Below are 15351 nucleotides of genomic sequence, written 5' to 3'. Positions count from 1 at the left end.
CCCTTCATGATATTAAATTAAAACAACTTTTTCTTATACGAGATAATTCATCGGAATCTCTGTATAGTAGCTCAAGATTTTCAAGTACTTGATTACCATTCACTTCATTAGAGACACCTAAATAAATAATTGCCCCCATATTTGCCACTGCTTTTGCAACTTCTACTTGATTCATAGCAACGGCAATGACAATTGAAGGTAGTCCTAAAAAAACTCTTTCCCAGGTAGTAGCTCCACCTGCACCAATGGCTATATCAGCTTTAGCCATTAATTCAGCAATATTATTAATTTGACAATAAAAATTGATATTTTTATTTGTTAAAGAAATATCTTTTATACGTTTTTTATTCTGATTAGAATTGCCTACAACGACATCAACCTCAAAATTATATTTTTCTATTAGGGGCATTATTGAATATAATATTTTCTCTGTTTCATTTGTTGGATCACTACCGCCAAAGAAAATAAATAATCTTTCTAACTTACCACTAAATGCTTTTAAATTTTTTTTAGCTTCAATAAATTCTTCACGTAACAAAGCATATGTTGGTCCAAGTACCAAGTTTGTTGTAGAGGAAACTAAACCTTTATATCTAGTTTCCATATTCAAATAAAAATTTTGATCCAGTAAAGTATCGCAATCGTGCTTACGATTTGCTAAGTCATCGATAATTATTATTTCTTTAGTAAATGGACGGGTTGCTTGTTCCCATTTAATATCTATTGAATAGTGGTCAATAATTAATTTTTCAACCTCATGTTGTTTTAAAACATCAATTGTTTCTTTAACATCTCTTTCCCAATAATCAGCTACATATGTCCATAAAGAACCTAAAATAGACTTCAATTTATATACTTGAAAACCTTGTTTTTCTATTAATTCTATACAGTCACCCTCTGCCCCTCTACATATAAACGCTACTTGCTTTCCTTCTTTTTTTAGTCGATGAGCTAAAGTTAAACAGCGTAACACATGTCCTGTACCAATTTCAATGGAGGCATCCACTCTGATAAATATATTCATACTATCACCTATAATTTCTTTTGTTCAATATGAGCATTAATATAAAACCAATCAGGATTTTTTTCCATTAACTGTACTGTATCTAGTAAAGTAAAGTGTGGATTCTCACAATAAAGCTTTTCTATTATATTTTTGATAAGTTGAAAATCTTCCTCTGTATCTACTGTCCATCGATATCTACTATAATCAATTTCATTTTTTTTACTACCGATTTTAAATATATTAGGATTTGTATAGAAATAAGCGGTTACATGCTCACGGTCCCTTTCTAAAACAGCTTCATTATATGCCTTTTCGAGTACTGCAAATGAAAATATTTCTGTATCTTGTCCTCTTGGATAAGTTCTTTCTACAGTATTTGACACATAATCAAAATCCTTATTATATAAAAAATATTGTATCGTTTTATCAACTACTTGCACATCAATTATTGGGCAATCTGAAGTAATACGGACAATTGCATCTGCTTCAAATGCCTTAGCTGTCTCATAATATCTTGCTAATACATCTTTTTCAGATCCTCTAAAACACAAAACGTTATTTTTTTTACAAAAATCAACTATTAAATCATCTTTTTCATCAATGGTTGTTGCTATCACCAAATCATTAATGTAACTACTTTGTTGTAAACGCTCTATTTGATACGATAGTAAAGGTCGATTATTCACCATTTTTAGAATTTTCCCTGGTAAACGAGTTGATCCCATCCTTGCTTGAATAATTGCAACAATTCTCATTTTTTCACCTTTTCCAGTTCCATTATCACTGAATTGATTACATCCATTACATCCTCATTCGACATTTTAGGGAATAATGGTAAAGTGAAAATAGCATCATATAGCTCTTCTGCTTTTGGCATAGACCCTTCTACATAGCCTAATTCTTGATAATATGACAAAGTATGTACTGGAATGTAGTGTACATTCACACCAATATTTTGAGCTAATAATGCCTCAAATATTTCTTTTCGAGACACACTTATATTTTCCAGATTTAATCTAATGATATAAAGGTGCCAACTTGAAATCCCATCTACACGTTGGGTTGGTATAAATATACATTCATTATCTTTAAACGCCTCATTATATACTTGTGCAATCTCACGACGACGTGCTACAAATTGATCTAACTTCCTTAACTGGCTAATGCCGAGAGCAGCTTGAATATCTGTCATTCGATAATTAAATCCTAAAAATTTCATATCATAATACCAAGGACCGTCATTTCTGGAAAGGTTACTTGTCTCTCTTGTTATTCCATGAGAACGAAATTGTAAAAGTTTTTTGTATAAAACTTCATTATTTGTTGTAATAACGCCACCTTCACCTGTTGTAACATGCTTTACAGGATGAAAGCTAAACATTGTCATATCACTTAGTGCACCTATTTTTTCTCCTTTATATTCAGCTCCTAGAGCGTGTGCCGCATCTTCAATTACTATTAAATTATGTTTCCTAGCAATAGCATGAATTTCCGATAACTGTGCGGGCTGACCTGTAAAATGAACAGGAATGATTGCCTTTGTATTTGGTGTAATTTTTTTTTCAATTTCTAAAGGATCTATGTTATATGTATCTTCCTTAATATCTGCAAAAACAACTGTACCACCTACATAACGTACACAGTTTGCACTCGCCGCAAATGTTATTGGTGTTGTAATAACTTCATCTCCTTCACCAATACCTGCAGCAAAGCAAGCCCCGTGAAGTGCAGCTGTGCCATTTGAAAATGCTACAGCATATTTTGCACCAACATATTCAGCTACAGATTCTTCAAATTTCGCAATTGTTGGACCAGTTGTTAAGTAACTGCCCTTTAAAACATCTACAACAGCCTGTATATCCTCGTCATCTAGCCATTGTTGTCCATAAGGTAAATATGTATCTCTCATTTTATTTAACTCCTTTAAAGAAAAAACGCAGTCAATGACTACATTTTTTCTACTAAATCTTTTAATTCTTCAACAGTCAACCAATGATCATTGATATTACTAATATATGAAAATGTTTCGTCAAGTAGTTTTCCACCAACTGCATATTCCTTTGACCACCATGAAAACTCAGGTTGAATAACATAATAACTATTGTACTCTAATGTATGACGTGCATCATCTTCTGTAATCATTGCCTCATGGAGCTTCTCACCCGGGCGAATACCGACGATTTCTGTTTTACACGCTGGACCAATTGCCTTTGCTAAATCTGTTACCTTCATACTGGGAATTTTAGGAATAAAAATTTCGCCGCCGTACATACGCTCTAAACTATCAAGTACAAATTGTACACCTTGCTCTAATGTAATCCAAAAACGGGTCATTCGCTCATCTGTAATGGGTAAGGTACCTGTTTCAATCATTTTTTTAAAGAATGGAACAACACTACCACGGCTACCTACTACATTTCCGTAACGTACAACAGAAAATTTCGTATGCTTTTCACCTACATATGAATTTCCGGCTACAAATAACTTATCTGAAGCAAGCTTAGTTGCACCATATAAATTTACAGGACTACAAGCCTTATCCGTTGAAAGTGCTATTACTTTTTCAACACCACGATCAATAGCAGCTTCAATAATGTTTTGTGCACCATTAATATTTGTCTTAACAGCTTCAAATGGATTATATTCACATGCCCCTACGTGCTTTAACGCTGCGGCATGAATAACAATGTCTACTCCATCAAACGCTCGGTATAAGCGATCTTTATCTCTTACATCGCCGATGAAGAAACGAACTCGTGAATCAGTAAATTCTTGAGCCATTTCATATTGCTTTAGCTCATCACGACTGAAAACAATTACTTTTTTTACACCTAATGTTAAAGCCTTGCGAATAAAGTTTTTTCCAAAAGAACCTGTACCACCCGTAACTAAAATTGTTTTATTTGCTATCGAATTACTTGTCATATTTATCACCTTTTCTAATTAAATTCCTCAAATTATTATAAATTAATATTAGTTGATAGGTATTTCATAGGGAGGAATACTTTCAAAATAAGGTTTTATTTCATATTCAAAAATATCGGCCACTCGCAAAAAATCTTGGATTTCAAGCCCTTTGTTAATCTCCTCAAGATATTCATGAATTTTCATTACATATAATGGATTTTCATAACCTAATGAGGCAAGCTTCTCATTCACTTGAACTAACCAATCTACTCCTTCAGTAAATTGTGAAATCAGCTGCATTGCTTCTAATGGTACTTCCGATTTTGCCTTTTTAATTATACTTTCGCATCCTTGAGGAATTTTTTCTAAATATCCATTATAGCTATTAATTATATCTAAAATCATTTCATTCATTTTATACTTGGCTCCCTCATTAAAAATTCTATTAAAGTATTTAAATGTTTTTGTGTATCTACCGTTTCTTCTAACATTTTTGCATATAACATTTTATTCTGTTTATAGATACGGTTATATGTATCTGTAGGTGACTCATTTTTTTGAGGTTTGAAATATTTTAATGCATTTAAATTTATTACTTGAAATGCCATATTAAGCATTGTATCACCACTTAATTTTTGAATTTTCTCATCATTACAATCTAATTTCATTAGTATTTCTTTTGAAAAGAATTTTGTGGATCTATTTAACTCCAATAAGTTCAAAGATTTTTCAAACAACTTAATTAATTTCAGAAAAATTTCATTCTCTTTTTTCAATCCCATAATCATTTTTTCTTTTTCTTCTGATGCATTGAAGTTCGATTTTTCAATTTCTATATTTTGCTTTGGAAATCTAGCATACTGTTGAACAAATTCTTTAAATGGTAAATTTTCAATTCCATTTATCATTGCTCCACCCTCTGTACAATTAAAAACTAACCTTTCTTCTCCTAAAGATTTATGAAGATTTTCAAATGATTCTTTCATCGTCAAATATACATAATCACTTAAAACTTTTTCACCATAATAACCATCAATCTCAATAAAATTATCCTTACTTTTTTTTAAGTCATCTAGTGATTTCATATTTTTATTGTAATCAGCATGTGTTTTATTATTAGTAAAAGCTAAATCTTGACCAATAATTGCTATAGGTCCAGTAGTCATTAAAGTTGCCAAAGAATACGCATAGTTTGCTACAGATGTACCACCAGACAAATAGAGTACTTTTTGATCAGAATATTTTTGCATATGATTCAGAGTATCCTGATTAGTTGCAAAAAAGTAACCATTCATTTCAAAAATATCACGAATTAAATAATGATTATATAAAGCATATATAAGTCTACTTTTACAACCCTGTATATTTTTAAAGTGATTGTAATTTGCTTCAGTTCCATCTACAGAAACAATATAGTCAGGTTCAATATCGTTATGTAGTAATGTATTTACTGTAGAGCCAGCAGCTATAAGGACAATATTACTCCTTATTTGTTTTAGCGTGTTAATTTGCTTGGTTAAAGACGGCCCTCCAGAAGCAATTACAATTGGTTCATTATATTTTGAGACTAAATTAATTACAGATTTATCTTTTAATATATATTGCAAATTTAGCAAATAATTTTTGGGCCATTGTTTATTAAAATGGTTATGCGTAGACTCTGCTACAAAATCAGAATATAATTTTTTGTTAATAGCGTTTAGAGCTTGTATAAAAGTTATACTATCAATTTTGTCATAGTTTGGAGATATAATTATATTTACATTGTCTACAACAGAAATCTGCTCTTCCAAAGCTTCTCTTATTTCATTTTCTGAATTAGCTTTAATAATTGTTATACCACTTAAGTCGCAAGATATGTCAATATATGGTTCAATCACAATGATTTTTTCGCCATGTATCGCCTTTTGATGCAATGCTTTAATAAAATGACCTACTCCAAATCCATAAACGAGATGTAGCCTTTCCGCTTTAAAGTGTTTTTCTGCAAATTCGATAGCTTCTTTTGATGGATTATATTCACTATGTAAAAAATAATTATTAATTTTAATTGTTTGTTCACCATTTTTGGCTGTTAAATAATCAACTCTCATATATTCACCTCTTACTCTTATATCGACAAATGTATTAAAATATAAAGAAAAAAACCACTCTCTAATTATAGAGAATGGTTTTTTAAAATCAATTAATGTATAAATTATTGTAATAATTGAAGAACGCCTTGAGGTTGTTGGTTAGCTTGAGCTAGCATAGATTGTGCAGCTTGAGTAAGGATGTTATTCTTAGTGAATGCCATCATTTCAGCAGCCATATCTGTATCACGGATACGAGATTCAGCAGCTGTTAAGTTTTCAGAAGCAGCACCTAAGTTGTTAATAGTGTGCTCTAAACGGTTTTGAACAGCACCTAATGCTGAACGTTGTGTAGATACTTTCTTAATAGCGTTGTCAATTAATTTAATCGATTCACTTGCAGCATTACCAGTACCAATTGAAGCAGCATTTAAACCATTATCTAATGCTGAAACTGTCATAGTACCGATAGCTAATGTCATTGTTTGACCTTGGTTAGCACCAATTTGGAATGTCAAAGAACCATTTGCTGTTGCTGTTGCTGCACCTTTCAGGTCACCATTTAACAATTTCTTTTCATTGAATTCAGTAGTGTTAGCAATACGGTTGATTTCTTCTTTTAATTGCTTAACTTCATCCTGTAAGAACGTACGATCAGAATTTTCGTTCGTATCGTTACGAGATTGAACTGCTAATTCACGCATACGTTGTAGGATAGCATGTGTTTCGTTAAGAGCACCCTCAGCAGTTTGAATTAATGAGATAGAATCTTGAGAGTTTTTAGTAGCCATATCAAGACCTTTGATTTGAGAACGCATTTTCTCAGAAATAGCTAAACCAGCAGCGTCATCACCAGCACGGTTAATTTTGAAGCCTGAAGATAATTTCTCAAGATTTTTTGCAGATTGTGAATTGTTGAAGCCAAGGTTACGGTGTGTGTTTAATGCTGAAATGTTGTGTTGAATTCTCATTTGGAATTCCTCCTTGAATGTTTGTTTTTGTTATTCCACATCCGTGTGGAATTTAGGATTAGGTAGTTATGTACTTCCTGCCCCTTACAATCTATATATCGTAATTAATTGGAAATGTTTAATAGTTTTTTTAAATTTTTTTTTATTTTTATGTAATAATTTCTAAGTTTGCATTTTGGATAAAACAATAATAGTAGATTTTACTTTTTCTTTAGTTGCTCCAAGAAATTTGATGATGCCGATAGAGCTTCTTTATTCTGTGCTTGAATGGCTTCAAAAACTTCCGAACGGTGTACTTTGACTGTTTTTGGTGCTACTATACCTAACTTAATTTGTTCACCTTCTACTGCTAATATTTTTATTTCAATATGGTCGCCAATCATAATAGATTCATCTTTCTTACGTGATAAGACTAGCATTACTTCGCACTTCCTTCCAATGTTTGCATTGGGTAGCGTAATGGAAAGGCTTTGTTATCTTGAAGAACAATTTGTTTACCGCATTTTTTATCCATGTTAATAACTAATGGCGCAAGTAAATTAATAGTAGATTCCTGTAGTGTTTCCTTCATTGTAACAACCGAGTACGTTAGAACATCTTCTTCATTTTCAATTTGAAGTTGTTCCAAATCCTCTTCACTTAAATCAAAGCTATAGTCTTTTTTGAAGGCGAATGGATAAGCTACTACAAAGCCTATTTCAACTTCCTCAACTGATTGTAGCAATACTAGTGGATGTTCTTCTGAAATAGGTAGTAATACAAATTTTTTATGTCCTTCTAATCCGAGCAGTCCATGTTCAAAGGTAAGTAAATCTTTTTCAGCAACTTCGATTTCTCCTAAAAATTTTGTCGCAATTTTCATCTATTCCTCGCGCTCCTTTAAATGATGACATTGATGTCAACATCCGGTCTTTGTATCATTGTACCAGTTACTTTTCCTGGTGTGTATTCATGGATTGGTTTGTTCACTTTTGTGTCAATTATTGGTTCTTTACGCTGAATATTAACATCCGTTGTACCTGGTGTATAGTCGATTTTCACTGACCCTATAGAGGGCACAAATTTAATGTTAAATTGTGCATGATGCGGACCATGGTTTTGTTTTGCAATATTTTGAATAGTAGCTCGTCCTTGACCTTTTCCAGCGTTGTCCATCATTTGACGACCCTCTCTTGCTCTACGTGCCATTCCCTTAAGTGCCTCTTGTTTTCCTTTTTCAGCATAGTTGGCACTTGATTCCAATGGACCAATCATCCCTATATCCCGTCTTGCCTGGGAAGAGTTTATTTTTAAAATGCCTCTAGTTGTACGAATTTCTAAAATGGCTGCTGGCTGTTCTATATGCTGAGTTGCTTTAGGTTGTTTCAAATATTGTTGTGGCTTTGATATATCAAGATCTATTTTTGCATCTGTAGTATGAATTTGAATTTGAGGGAGCCTCATGTATACCTCTCCTTTCAATAAAAGCGTCTGAACAAATAGTCCAAACGCTTTGTTGTTCATTATAAAGTTCGCCCTGACGCTTTGCTTTTGAGACAGAATCCTGTGCTTCGAATTTGCCCCTGTCGTTTCACTTTCAAGGCGGAACCTTAGTAGATTTTATCTTATAAAATCTACTAAGGTTTGCTGAATAATTTTTGCTCCCACAGATAGAGCAGCTTGGTGAATGGAATCCTGTGTCACCATGTCTGTAATCGTCTTAGCATAGTCTGTATCTTCATTAACAGACAATTGCTTCGTCACATTGACTTCCTGGATGCCTAGCCGATTTTCCATCAACTCTACACGATTTTGTCGGGCCCCGACATCTGCTCTAACAGTTAATGTGCTTTCGTAAATACCATCTAAACCAGGAATTGTAGTACCACCACTTGTTGTTTGTAAACCAAGTGTATCTCCAATCTCAGCAGCTGGTGCACCACTTTGCAAAAGAGTGTTTATATTCGTCATAAACCCATCAATATCATTAAATAAATCAGCACCTGGCGTATTTACATTCATAGAGATACCATCAAAGACGTTAATATCGATTGTTTTTTGTCCCCCAGCTGGAGTAATGGCTGGGTTTTGTGGTCCTGTGCTATCTGTATAAAGAGGCTGGTTTGTATGAGTACCTGAAAAAATATAGTTTTCTCCCACTTTTGTATTGGCGATATCACGTAATTGTTCCTTAATTTGTTTCATTTCTGCATTTATTTTTTGACGATCATCAGTAGTTGTTGTATCAGTTGCTGCTTGTATAATAAGTTCTTTTACACGTTTTAATGCAGCACCTACTTGATCGAGCGATTCATCTGTTGTATCTAGCCATGTATTGGCTTCACGAAGATTTCGTTGGTATTGTTGATTTTTATCAAGATCTATACGATAGCCCATTCCTTTTACTGCTACAACGGGATCATCCGATGGTCTTGAGATTTTACTACCAGAGTCTAACATATTTTGATATTTAGACATTTTGCTGTAACTTGTATTTAAATTCCGTAGCATATTACTCGATAGCATTGATTGTGTAACGCGCATAATTTATCTCCTCTCAGTCAAATGTTTATTTTTACAACCCTACTCTTCCCATACCGTTGATGATTTTATCTAATGTTTCATCCACTACTGTAATCATTCGTGCATTGGCATTGTATGCTTGCTGGAATGTTATCATATTAGTCATCTCTTCATCTAAAGAAACCGAACTCACAGAATCACGGTTACTAGAAATTTGTAAGTGCAATGTTGCTGAGTTGAATGCACTACGCTCTGCTTCTTGACCCTTTACTGCTAAATCTCCAACTAATGATTTATAATAGCTCTGGAATGTCCCTTGCTTTAAGTTTGCTTGTGCCTGAGTTTGTAGCTCAGCTAACTTACGCATGTTTTGGTTATTACCTTCTTCACCTGTTGTATCTGATACAGCTACTTGTTCCGGATCAGTAATCACTACTTTGAAATCACGAGCAGTTGTTCCGGAGAAAAAGTCAAGACCTGTACTATTGTCTAGACCAAAACCTGCTTTATGGACATCATTAAATTTTGTAATAAATTCATTTGCTAGTTTATCTAAGTTAGCAAGCATTTCTGGATAAGTGCCTTGTCCACCACTGTGGCCGTAAGCATCAATTAAGGCACGTATTGAACCTTTACCTTGATCCATTTGACTGTAATCAATAGTGTATGGTCCTGTCGCTGGATCTCCTGGTGGTTCGCCGATAGCAGAGATTTTAATTTCACTAAAGTTATAAAATCCTCCTGTGGCTTGTTCGTCCACCTCACCATCAACACGTTGATTATTTGTATCCATTGTTGCTAGAGCAGCATATTCTTTACCATCCACTAATTTAATAGGTGTACTGCCGTCCGCTGGTACATATGTAATCGTCATAGATCCTTCAGCTACATCTTTTGCTAACCCGCCTGTTTTTTGCAAAGAGATCGATACAGGAATATATTCATTTAACTCATCTACTAATGAGTCACGAGCATCATATAAATCATTTGGAACATAACCACTAGGCTCTACTTCTTGAATTTGTTTATTAATAGCTGCGATTTGTTTAAGAATTGAATTTACTTTATCTGTAGACACACTTATTTCATTCCCAATATTGCCTTGAATCTGTTTTAGTTGTCTATCCATATAATTAAAGGAATCTGCTATTGATTTTCCTTTAGAAATTAACACTTGTCTTGCCGCTGAGTCTTTTGGATTGTCAATAACATCTTCCATCGCTTTCCAAAAATCAGTAAATGATTGATTGATACCAAACTCTGAAGGTTCTGCCATAATATCTTCCATCTGTGCAATCGACTTTGCTGCTGAATCCCAATAGCCCAACTTATTCGTTTCTTGACGATATTGTCGATCAATAAATTGATCGCGAATACGTTGGATAGACCCTGCTTCAACCCCAGTACCAAGGTGTCCTGGATAAGTAGGTTGGTTTAAGCCAGCTGTTGGAAAACCTGGTGTTGCCTGCATGTTTACTCGTTGGCGAGAGTAACCTAAAGTGTTTGCATTGGAAATATTATGTCCTGTTGTATATAAAGCTGTTTGTTGAGTGAAGAGGCCTCGTTTATTTGTTTCTAGACCCATAAATGTTGAGCGCATGTTTCTTCCTCCCTTATTAGGCTTGTGAATCGAAATATGATTTTTTAGCTATGTTATTTGTGCCGTGAACCTCTTTGCTAGAGTAGTTCATTTGCTCTGTGCGAGGTCTTACAGCATCTAATGTTAAGTTGACGATTTGTAGTGATTGGAAAACGAGTTTTTGATTTAAGTCGTTTTGTTTTCGTAGGTCGTTGATAATTTGCATTAAACGATCGCGAACTGCTGATAGAGTTGCTTTGTCAGTTTGTTGTTCAGCAGCCTCAATGATATCCGCAACAGTTGTTTTGTCAGTTGAAGCAAGTCCTTTTGCTTCAAGGTAGTCCGTTACCTGTTTCTGACGCTGTTGTTCGAGCTTATCGATGGCCGCTATGTGTGCCTGCTCATCCTTGAGCAATTGGTCTAGAGCTTCGATATCGCCAGCTTTAATGATTTCTGTTTTTTTTAAGGCTAGTTCAAGTAAGCTTTTATGCATTCTCTCTAGCATTGTTAATGTAGAATTAATCGCTTCTACAGACATATCGCTAAACACCCTTTCTGCTATACCCTAGAAACGATAATATTTCAGCATATCCTCTGCTACTTTACGAGCATCTACTTTGTATTCGCCAGAATCAATGTCTTTTTTCAACTGTTGTACGCGGTCAGCTCGCTCTGTACTGTATGTTGAAACGCTTTTCATGTCTTGAGCAGCTTTCGAAATCTCGATTTTATCGGCAAAGGATGTTTTGTTTGTATCGGATTTGACATTGCGTACTTGGTTTTTGTAGGCGTTCACTGCATTAATTCCATAAGATGTAATTTTCATTTTGAAACCCCCCCATCTAAAAACTTATCTTACTATTATTTCGGATTGTCTCACATAATGTTAAGTTTTCACATATAAAAAAGTGTGCTAATTTTGTTTAAAATTAACACACCTTCAGTTATTAACGTTTTCGCTCAGCATGATATGTGACACGATCGCGTTGTTCCACACTATCGCGGAAATCCTTAGCCGCTTCAAAAGTACGTAGATCAGCTTTTAATTCATCCTGGCATTTTGTGCAAAGCTTGCCTGTTGTCGTCAGATGACCACAGTTATCACATGGATAGCCTAAGTTAGGAAACATCGCTGGCTGCAGGCGACCTTTACGAACCCATCTATATAGTAGCTCTTCTTCTGCTCCCGTTGCCTCCACAATACGCTCCACTGTTGCAGCACGGTTTTCACGTTTACGAAGGAAGCGATATACGATCTGATACAGTTCTTCTTCTGACTGTGCACATTTATGACAAACTTCTCGAACCCCTGTATAATTAAAAAACTCATTACATTTTGGACAATTTCGAACCTCTGCCATCTGCTTTTCCTCCTCTAACAAGATATCTTATCTACGAATGCTATATCCATCATCTATTATACATAATGTATTGGCAATTTCATCCTTCAATTAATGTGAAGTACTGGACATTTTTAGCACCTGCTTGCAATAAAATATCTGCAGCATGCTGTAAAGTTGTTCCTGTAGTTTTTATATCGTCAAAAAGAAGGTAATCTTTATGTTCTACATTTGCGTCCGTCTTTAAGCGAAATAGTGAAGCCACATGTATACGTTGTTCTCTATTTTTGGAGCTTTGCGTCTCAGTTGTAGTCTTTTCTAACAGCTGAATATAAGGAATATGAGCCGCCTTTAATAACTCATCAGTATGGGAGAAGGTGCGCTCTTGTTGTTTGAAGGGATGCATGGGAATTGGTAGAATAATCGCCTTTTCTTTATTGAAACGAGCATAAAGATCCTGTCGAAATACCTTTGCAAGAGCTACATCTTGTAGAAATTTGAACTGGTGTAAGTAGTCTTTCATTGCCTCATTATATTGATAGAGTGCCGTAGCTGACTGTGAATGTTCAAAGCGAGCAGCGCAACTTGCACATATAGTAGGTGAATACCGCTTTGTTAATAGCATTTTCCAAGAAATAGTTGATTTCAACAATTGTGAGCATATTAAACAATTCGATTCTATTTTATTCATTGGGAAAATCCTTCCTTATTATAAAAAAGAATTTTTGCACGTGCCTCATCCATCTCGGTCGTGATGCCATGATGAAAGAACAGGACGTCCCCATCAGGAAATTGTATATTACGTCCAACACGTCCGGCAATTTGAATAAGAGCACTAGCAGTAAAAATGGGTGATTCTGCTCCAATAACTGCCACCTGTAAATTGCTGATTGTAATGCCTCTCTCTAATATAGTGGTAGTTAATAGTCCTTGTACTTCATTTTTTCGTAGCATCCATACTTTCTCCTTCCGCTCCGGGTCTTCCGCATGCACAGCTAATATTTTTTCATTTATTAACTGAAAAAGAGGGATGGCTTTATGCATCAAAGAGATTGTGGGGAAAAATATTAAAAAAGGTTCCTTTCGTTCAAAACGCTCCTCTGTCCATTTTCTAAGTCTTTTGGGGATTTCTCCTCGTTTAAAGCTTTTGTCATAGCCCCATAAAGTGCAGAATTTCGGGACTGGTAAAGGATGGTTATGATAGCGTTTTGGAATAAAGGAGTAACTTTCATGTTGATAAGCATTGAGTAATTTCTGTGAAGGAGTTGCAGTAACAAATACAATAGGAGCCTCTTCCTTTTTGGCCTTTGTCACAGCTCTTTGCAGGGTTTCGTCAATTGTATAAGGAAAAGCATCTGCCTCATCTACGATCATAATATCAAATGCACTTTCAAATCGGTAGAGCTGATGGGTCGTTGCTATAACAAGCTGGGCATAACCATTTTGTTGTGTTACACCACCATATAATGCATGAATGATTGTCTTAGGAAACACTTGTTGAAAGCGTGGATATAGTTCTAAAACCACATCAGTACGTGGCGTAGCAATACAAATACGTAACCCTCGCTTTAAGGCATCATGGACAGCGGGAAAAAGCAACTCAGTTTTGCCTGCACCGCACACAGCATGTATAAGATGAGAACGTTTTGCCTTCACACTGGCTAGCGTTTCATTTGCAGCCAGTTGTTGGAGCTCAGTCAACTGTCCTGCCCATTTAAATGAATGCATTCTCTTTTTTATTGCTTTTGGGCCATTCCAAATCATCAATTGCGTACAGCTACTCACTCTGCCCATCCTAATACAATGTCGACAATATGAACATTGTCGCTGACATTTTGAACAATCGAATATCGTGAATAAATGTGGGTCTACATTGTGGCAACGATTGCATTTTATGATCGGCTCCATTTGAATTCCCTCTATTATATGGAGGTAATTTCGCTTCATCGCTTTATCGATATCTGCAGTTGAAAATGGGGAATGATTTTTCAACCAAATTCGCCCCTCATGAAAATCGCGTAAAGCTGGTGGCAACAGCCAACCTTTGTATTTCATAACTATCTCTCCTTTCATAGAAAAAAGCCTCTACTTTTGTGTAGAGACTTTCATCAGTTATGTTTATTTTTTTGTCCAACCTAAGCCCATTGATCCTTCACCTAAATGGGTGCCAATGACCGGACCAAAATAGCTTAATTTAAAGTTTACGTTCGGGTACGTTGCGGCTAATTGTTCTAGCCATTCTTGCGCTTCTATAGGGCAATTACCGTGAATGACCACAGCATCCATGGCATCATACTTTTTAGCATCCTCAGCTAACAGTTCCTCAGCACGCTTTAAAGCTTTTTTACGTGTTCTAATTTTTTCGAAAGGTACAATCACCTTGTCCACAAAATGAAGTACTGGCTTCACCTGTAAAAGGCCACCAATTAAAGCTGCTGCAGAAGATAAACGCCCACCACGTTGTAAATGTGCTAAGTCGTCTACAATGAAGTAAGCACGAATATACTGCTGCATGTCCGCTAATGCTGCAAGTATTTCTTTTGCTGAAGAGCCCTCATTCGCCATTTCAGCTGCTCTTAATACGTAAAAGCCTTGAACAGCACAAGATATTTCACTGTCAAAGGCATAAACATCAATACCTTCCACCATTTCGCCTGCCTGTACTGCACCTTGATATGTTCCACTAATACCACTCGATAAATGGATGGAAATAACCTCATCGTAATCCTTTGCTAGCTCGTCAAAAAGAGCGGCAAATTCTCCGATTGGAGGCTGAGTTGTTTTGGGGAATTCTTTTGCGCCACGCACCTTATCATAAAATTCCGATGCTGTGATATCTACTTCTTCTGCAAATAATTGGCCTGAGATATTAACACTTAAAGGTATCATATGAATGTTAAAGCGTGCACGTTCCTCAGCCGTAATATATGCAGTACTATCTGTTACAATTGCCGTCCTCATCTATGTCCACTCT

Annotated in this window: 18 protein-coding genes; all 18 read right to left on the bottom strand. The window is 35.3% G+C overall.

Annotated elements, in window-relative coordinates:
* Positions 1-4 precede the first annotated feature (4 nt).
* Complete coding sequence (gene pseG / locus AO843_RS13105) at positions 5-1024, bottom strand: UDP-2,4-diacetamido-2,4,6-trideoxy-beta-L-altropyranose hydrolase (RefSeq protein WP_054611549.1); 1020 nt, start codon at positions 1022-1024, stop codon at positions 5-7.
* Between the two features lie 8 nt (positions 1025-1032).
* Positions 1033-1761, bottom strand: coding sequence for a cytidylyltransferase domain-containing protein (locus AO843_RS13100; protein WP_054611548.1), 729 nt, complete (start codon positions 1759-1761; stop codon positions 1033-1035).
* A complete protein-coding gene (pseC, locus tag AO843_RS13095; RefSeq protein WP_054611547.1) occupies positions 1758-2915 on the bottom strand; it encodes a UDP-4-amino-4,6-dideoxy-N-acetyl-beta-L-altrosamine transaminase in 1158 nt (385 codons plus the stop codon). The genes AO843_RS13100 and pseC overlap by 4 nt, the downstream gene beginning before the upstream one ends.
* A 38-nt stretch (positions 2916-2953) precedes the next feature.
* A complete protein-coding gene (pseB, locus tag AO843_RS13090) occupies positions 2954-3931 on the bottom strand; it encodes a UDP-N-acetylglucosamine 4,6-dehydratase (inverting) (protein ID WP_054611546.1) in 978 nt (325 codons plus the stop codon).
* 48 nt (positions 3932-3979) lie between these two features.
* Positions 3980-4327 carry a DUF8042 domain-containing protein gene (locus tag AO843_RS13085; RefSeq protein ID WP_054611545.1) on the bottom strand — a complete coding sequence of 116 codons (348 nt, stop codon included), beginning with the start codon at positions 4325-4327 and terminating at the stop codon, positions 3980-3982.
* Complete coding sequence (locus tag AO843_RS13080; RefSeq protein WP_054611544.1) at positions 4324-6006, bottom strand: motility associated factor glycosyltransferase family protein; 1683 nt, start codon at positions 6004-6006, stop codon at positions 4324-4326. Before AO843_RS13080 ends, AO843_RS13085 begins: the two co-directional genes overlap by 4 nt.
* A gap of 104 nt (positions 6007-6110) precedes the next feature.
* A complete protein-coding gene (hag, locus tag AO843_RS13075; RefSeq protein WP_054611543.1) occupies positions 6111-6956 on the bottom strand; it encodes a flagellin Hag in 846 nt (281 codons plus the stop codon).
* Positions 6957-7156: 200 nt separating this feature from the next.
* On the bottom strand, positions 7157-7375 hold the full coding sequence (csrA, locus tag AO843_RS13070; RefSeq protein ID WP_054611542.1) for a carbon storage regulator CsrA: 219 nt from the start codon (positions 7373-7375) through the stop codon (positions 7157-7159).
* On the bottom strand, positions 7375-7818 hold the full coding sequence (fliW, locus tag AO843_RS13065; protein ID WP_054611541.1) for a flagellar assembly protein FliW: 444 nt from the start codon (positions 7816-7818) through the stop codon (positions 7375-7377). The genes csrA and fliW overlap by 1 nt, the downstream gene beginning before the upstream one ends.
* A 17-nt stretch (positions 7819-7835) precedes the next feature.
* Entirely contained in the window at positions 7836-8399 is a 564-nt protein-coding gene (locus AO843_RS13060) for a DUF6470 family protein (protein WP_054611540.1), read from the bottom strand.
* A gap of 156 nt (positions 8400-8555) precedes the next feature.
* Positions 8556-9479, bottom strand: a complete 924-nt coding sequence (flgL, locus tag AO843_RS13055) for a flagellar hook-associated protein FlgL (protein WP_054611539.1) — start codon at positions 9477-9479, stop codon at positions 8556-8558.
* 31 nt (positions 9480-9510) lie between these two features.
* A complete protein-coding gene (gene flgK / locus AO843_RS13050; protein WP_054611538.1) occupies positions 9511-11058 on the bottom strand; it encodes a flagellar hook-associated protein FlgK in 1548 nt (515 codons plus the stop codon).
* Between the two features lie 16 nt (positions 11059-11074).
* Complete coding sequence (locus AO843_RS13045) at positions 11075-11575, bottom strand: flagellar protein FlgN (RefSeq protein WP_054611537.1); 501 nt, start codon at positions 11573-11575, stop codon at positions 11075-11077.
* A 27-nt stretch (positions 11576-11602) separates the two neighbouring features.
* A complete protein-coding gene (gene flgM, locus AO843_RS13040) occupies positions 11603-11863 on the bottom strand; it encodes a flagellar biosynthesis anti-sigma factor FlgM (protein ID WP_054611536.1) in 261 nt (86 codons plus the stop codon).
* A gap of 121 nt (positions 11864-11984) precedes the next feature.
* Entirely contained in the window at positions 11985-12398 is a 414-nt protein-coding gene (locus tag AO843_RS13035; protein ID WP_054611535.1) for a TIGR03826 family flagellar region protein, read from the bottom strand.
* A gap of 79 nt (positions 12399-12477) precedes the next feature.
* Complete coding sequence (locus AO843_RS13030) at positions 12478-13068, bottom strand: ComF family protein (protein WP_054611534.1); 591 nt, start codon at positions 13066-13068, stop codon at positions 12478-12480.
* Positions 13065-14450, bottom strand: coding sequence for an ATP-dependent helicase ComFA (locus AO843_RS13025; protein ID WP_054611533.1), 1386 nt, complete (start codon positions 14448-14450; stop codon positions 13065-13067). Before AO843_RS13025 ends, AO843_RS13030 begins: the two co-directional genes overlap by 4 nt.
* A 45-nt stretch (positions 14451-14495) precedes the next feature.
* On the bottom strand, positions 14496-15338 hold the full coding sequence (locus AO843_RS13020) for a DegV family protein (protein ID WP_054611532.1): 843 nt from the start codon (positions 15336-15338) through the stop codon (positions 14496-14498).
* Positions 15339-15351 lie beyond the last annotated feature (13 nt).

The organism is Lysinibacillus sp. ZYM-1 (assembly GCF_001308875.1).
Taxonomy (GTDB): domain Bacteria; phylum Bacillota; class Bacilli; order Bacillales_A; family Planococcaceae; genus Lysinibacillus.
The sequence above is the reverse complement of the archived record's forward strand: the minus strand, read 5'-3'. Positions and strand labels throughout refer to the sequence as shown.

Bases quoted from the DNA above. Each gene is read 5' to 3' on its own strand.
- pseC (WP_054611547.1), bottom strand. From the start codon at position 2,915: ATGAGAGATACATATTTACCTTATGGACAACAATGGCTAGATGACGAG.
- csrA (WP_054611542.1), bottom strand. From the start codon at position 7,375: ATGCTAGTCTTATCACGTAAGAAAGATGAATCTATTATGATTGGCGAC.
- AO843_RS13035 (WP_054611535.1), bottom strand. From the start codon at position 12,398: ATGGCAGAGGTTCGAAATTGTCCAAAATGTAATGAGTTTTTTAATTAT.
- fliW (WP_054611541.1), bottom strand. From the start codon at position 7,818: ATGAAAATTGCGACAAAATTTTTAGGAGAAATCGAAGTTGCTGAAAAA.
- flgM (WP_054611536.1), bottom strand. From the start codon at position 11,863: ATGAAAATTACATCTTATGGAATTAATGCAGTGAACGCCTACAAAAAC.
- flgK (WP_054611538.1), bottom strand. From the start codon at position 11,058: ATGCGCTCAACATTTATGGGTCTAGAAACAAATAAACGAGGCCTCTTC.
- pseG (WP_054611549.1), bottom strand. From the start codon at position 1,024: ATGAATATATTTATCAGAGTGGATGCCTCCATTGAAATTGGTACAGGA.
- AO843_RS13020 (WP_054611532.1), bottom strand. From the start codon at position 15,338: ATGAGGACGGCAATTGTAACAGATAGTACTGCATATATTACGGCTGAG.
- AO843_RS13080 (WP_054611544.1), bottom strand. From the start codon at position 6,006: ATGAGAGTTGATTATTTAACAGCCAAAAATGGTGAACAAACAATTAAA.
- AO843_RS13030 (WP_054611534.1), bottom strand. From the start codon at position 13,068: ATGAATAAAATAGAATCGAATTGTTTAATATGCTCACAATTGTTGAAA.
- hag (WP_054611543.1), bottom strand. From the start codon at position 6,956: ATGAGAATTCAACACAACATTTCAGCATTAAACACACACCGTAACCTT.
- AO843_RS13085 (WP_054611545.1), bottom strand. From the start codon at position 4,327: ATGAATGAAATGATTTTAGATATAATTAATAGCTATAATGGATATTTA.
- flgL (WP_054611539.1), bottom strand. From the start codon at position 9,479: ATGCGCGTTACACAATCAATGCTATCGAGTAATATGCTACGGAATTTA.
- AO843_RS13060 (WP_054611540.1), bottom strand. From the start codon at position 8,399: ATGAGGCTCCCTCAAATTCAAATTCATACTACAGATGCAAAAATAGAT.
- AO843_RS13100 (WP_054611548.1), bottom strand. From the start codon at position 1,761: ATGAGAATTGTTGCAATTATTCAAGCAAGGATGGGATCAACTCGTTTA.
- pseB (WP_054611546.1), bottom strand. From the start codon at position 3,931: ATGACAAGTAATTCGATAGCAAATAAAACAATTTTAGTTACGGGTGGT.
- AO843_RS13025 (WP_054611533.1), bottom strand. From the start codon at position 14,450: ATGAAAGGAGAGATAGTTATGAAATACAAAGGTTGGCTGTTGCCACCA.
- AO843_RS13045 (WP_054611537.1), bottom strand. From the start codon at position 11,575: ATGTCTGTAGAAGCGATTAATTCTACATTAACAATGCTAGAGAGAATG.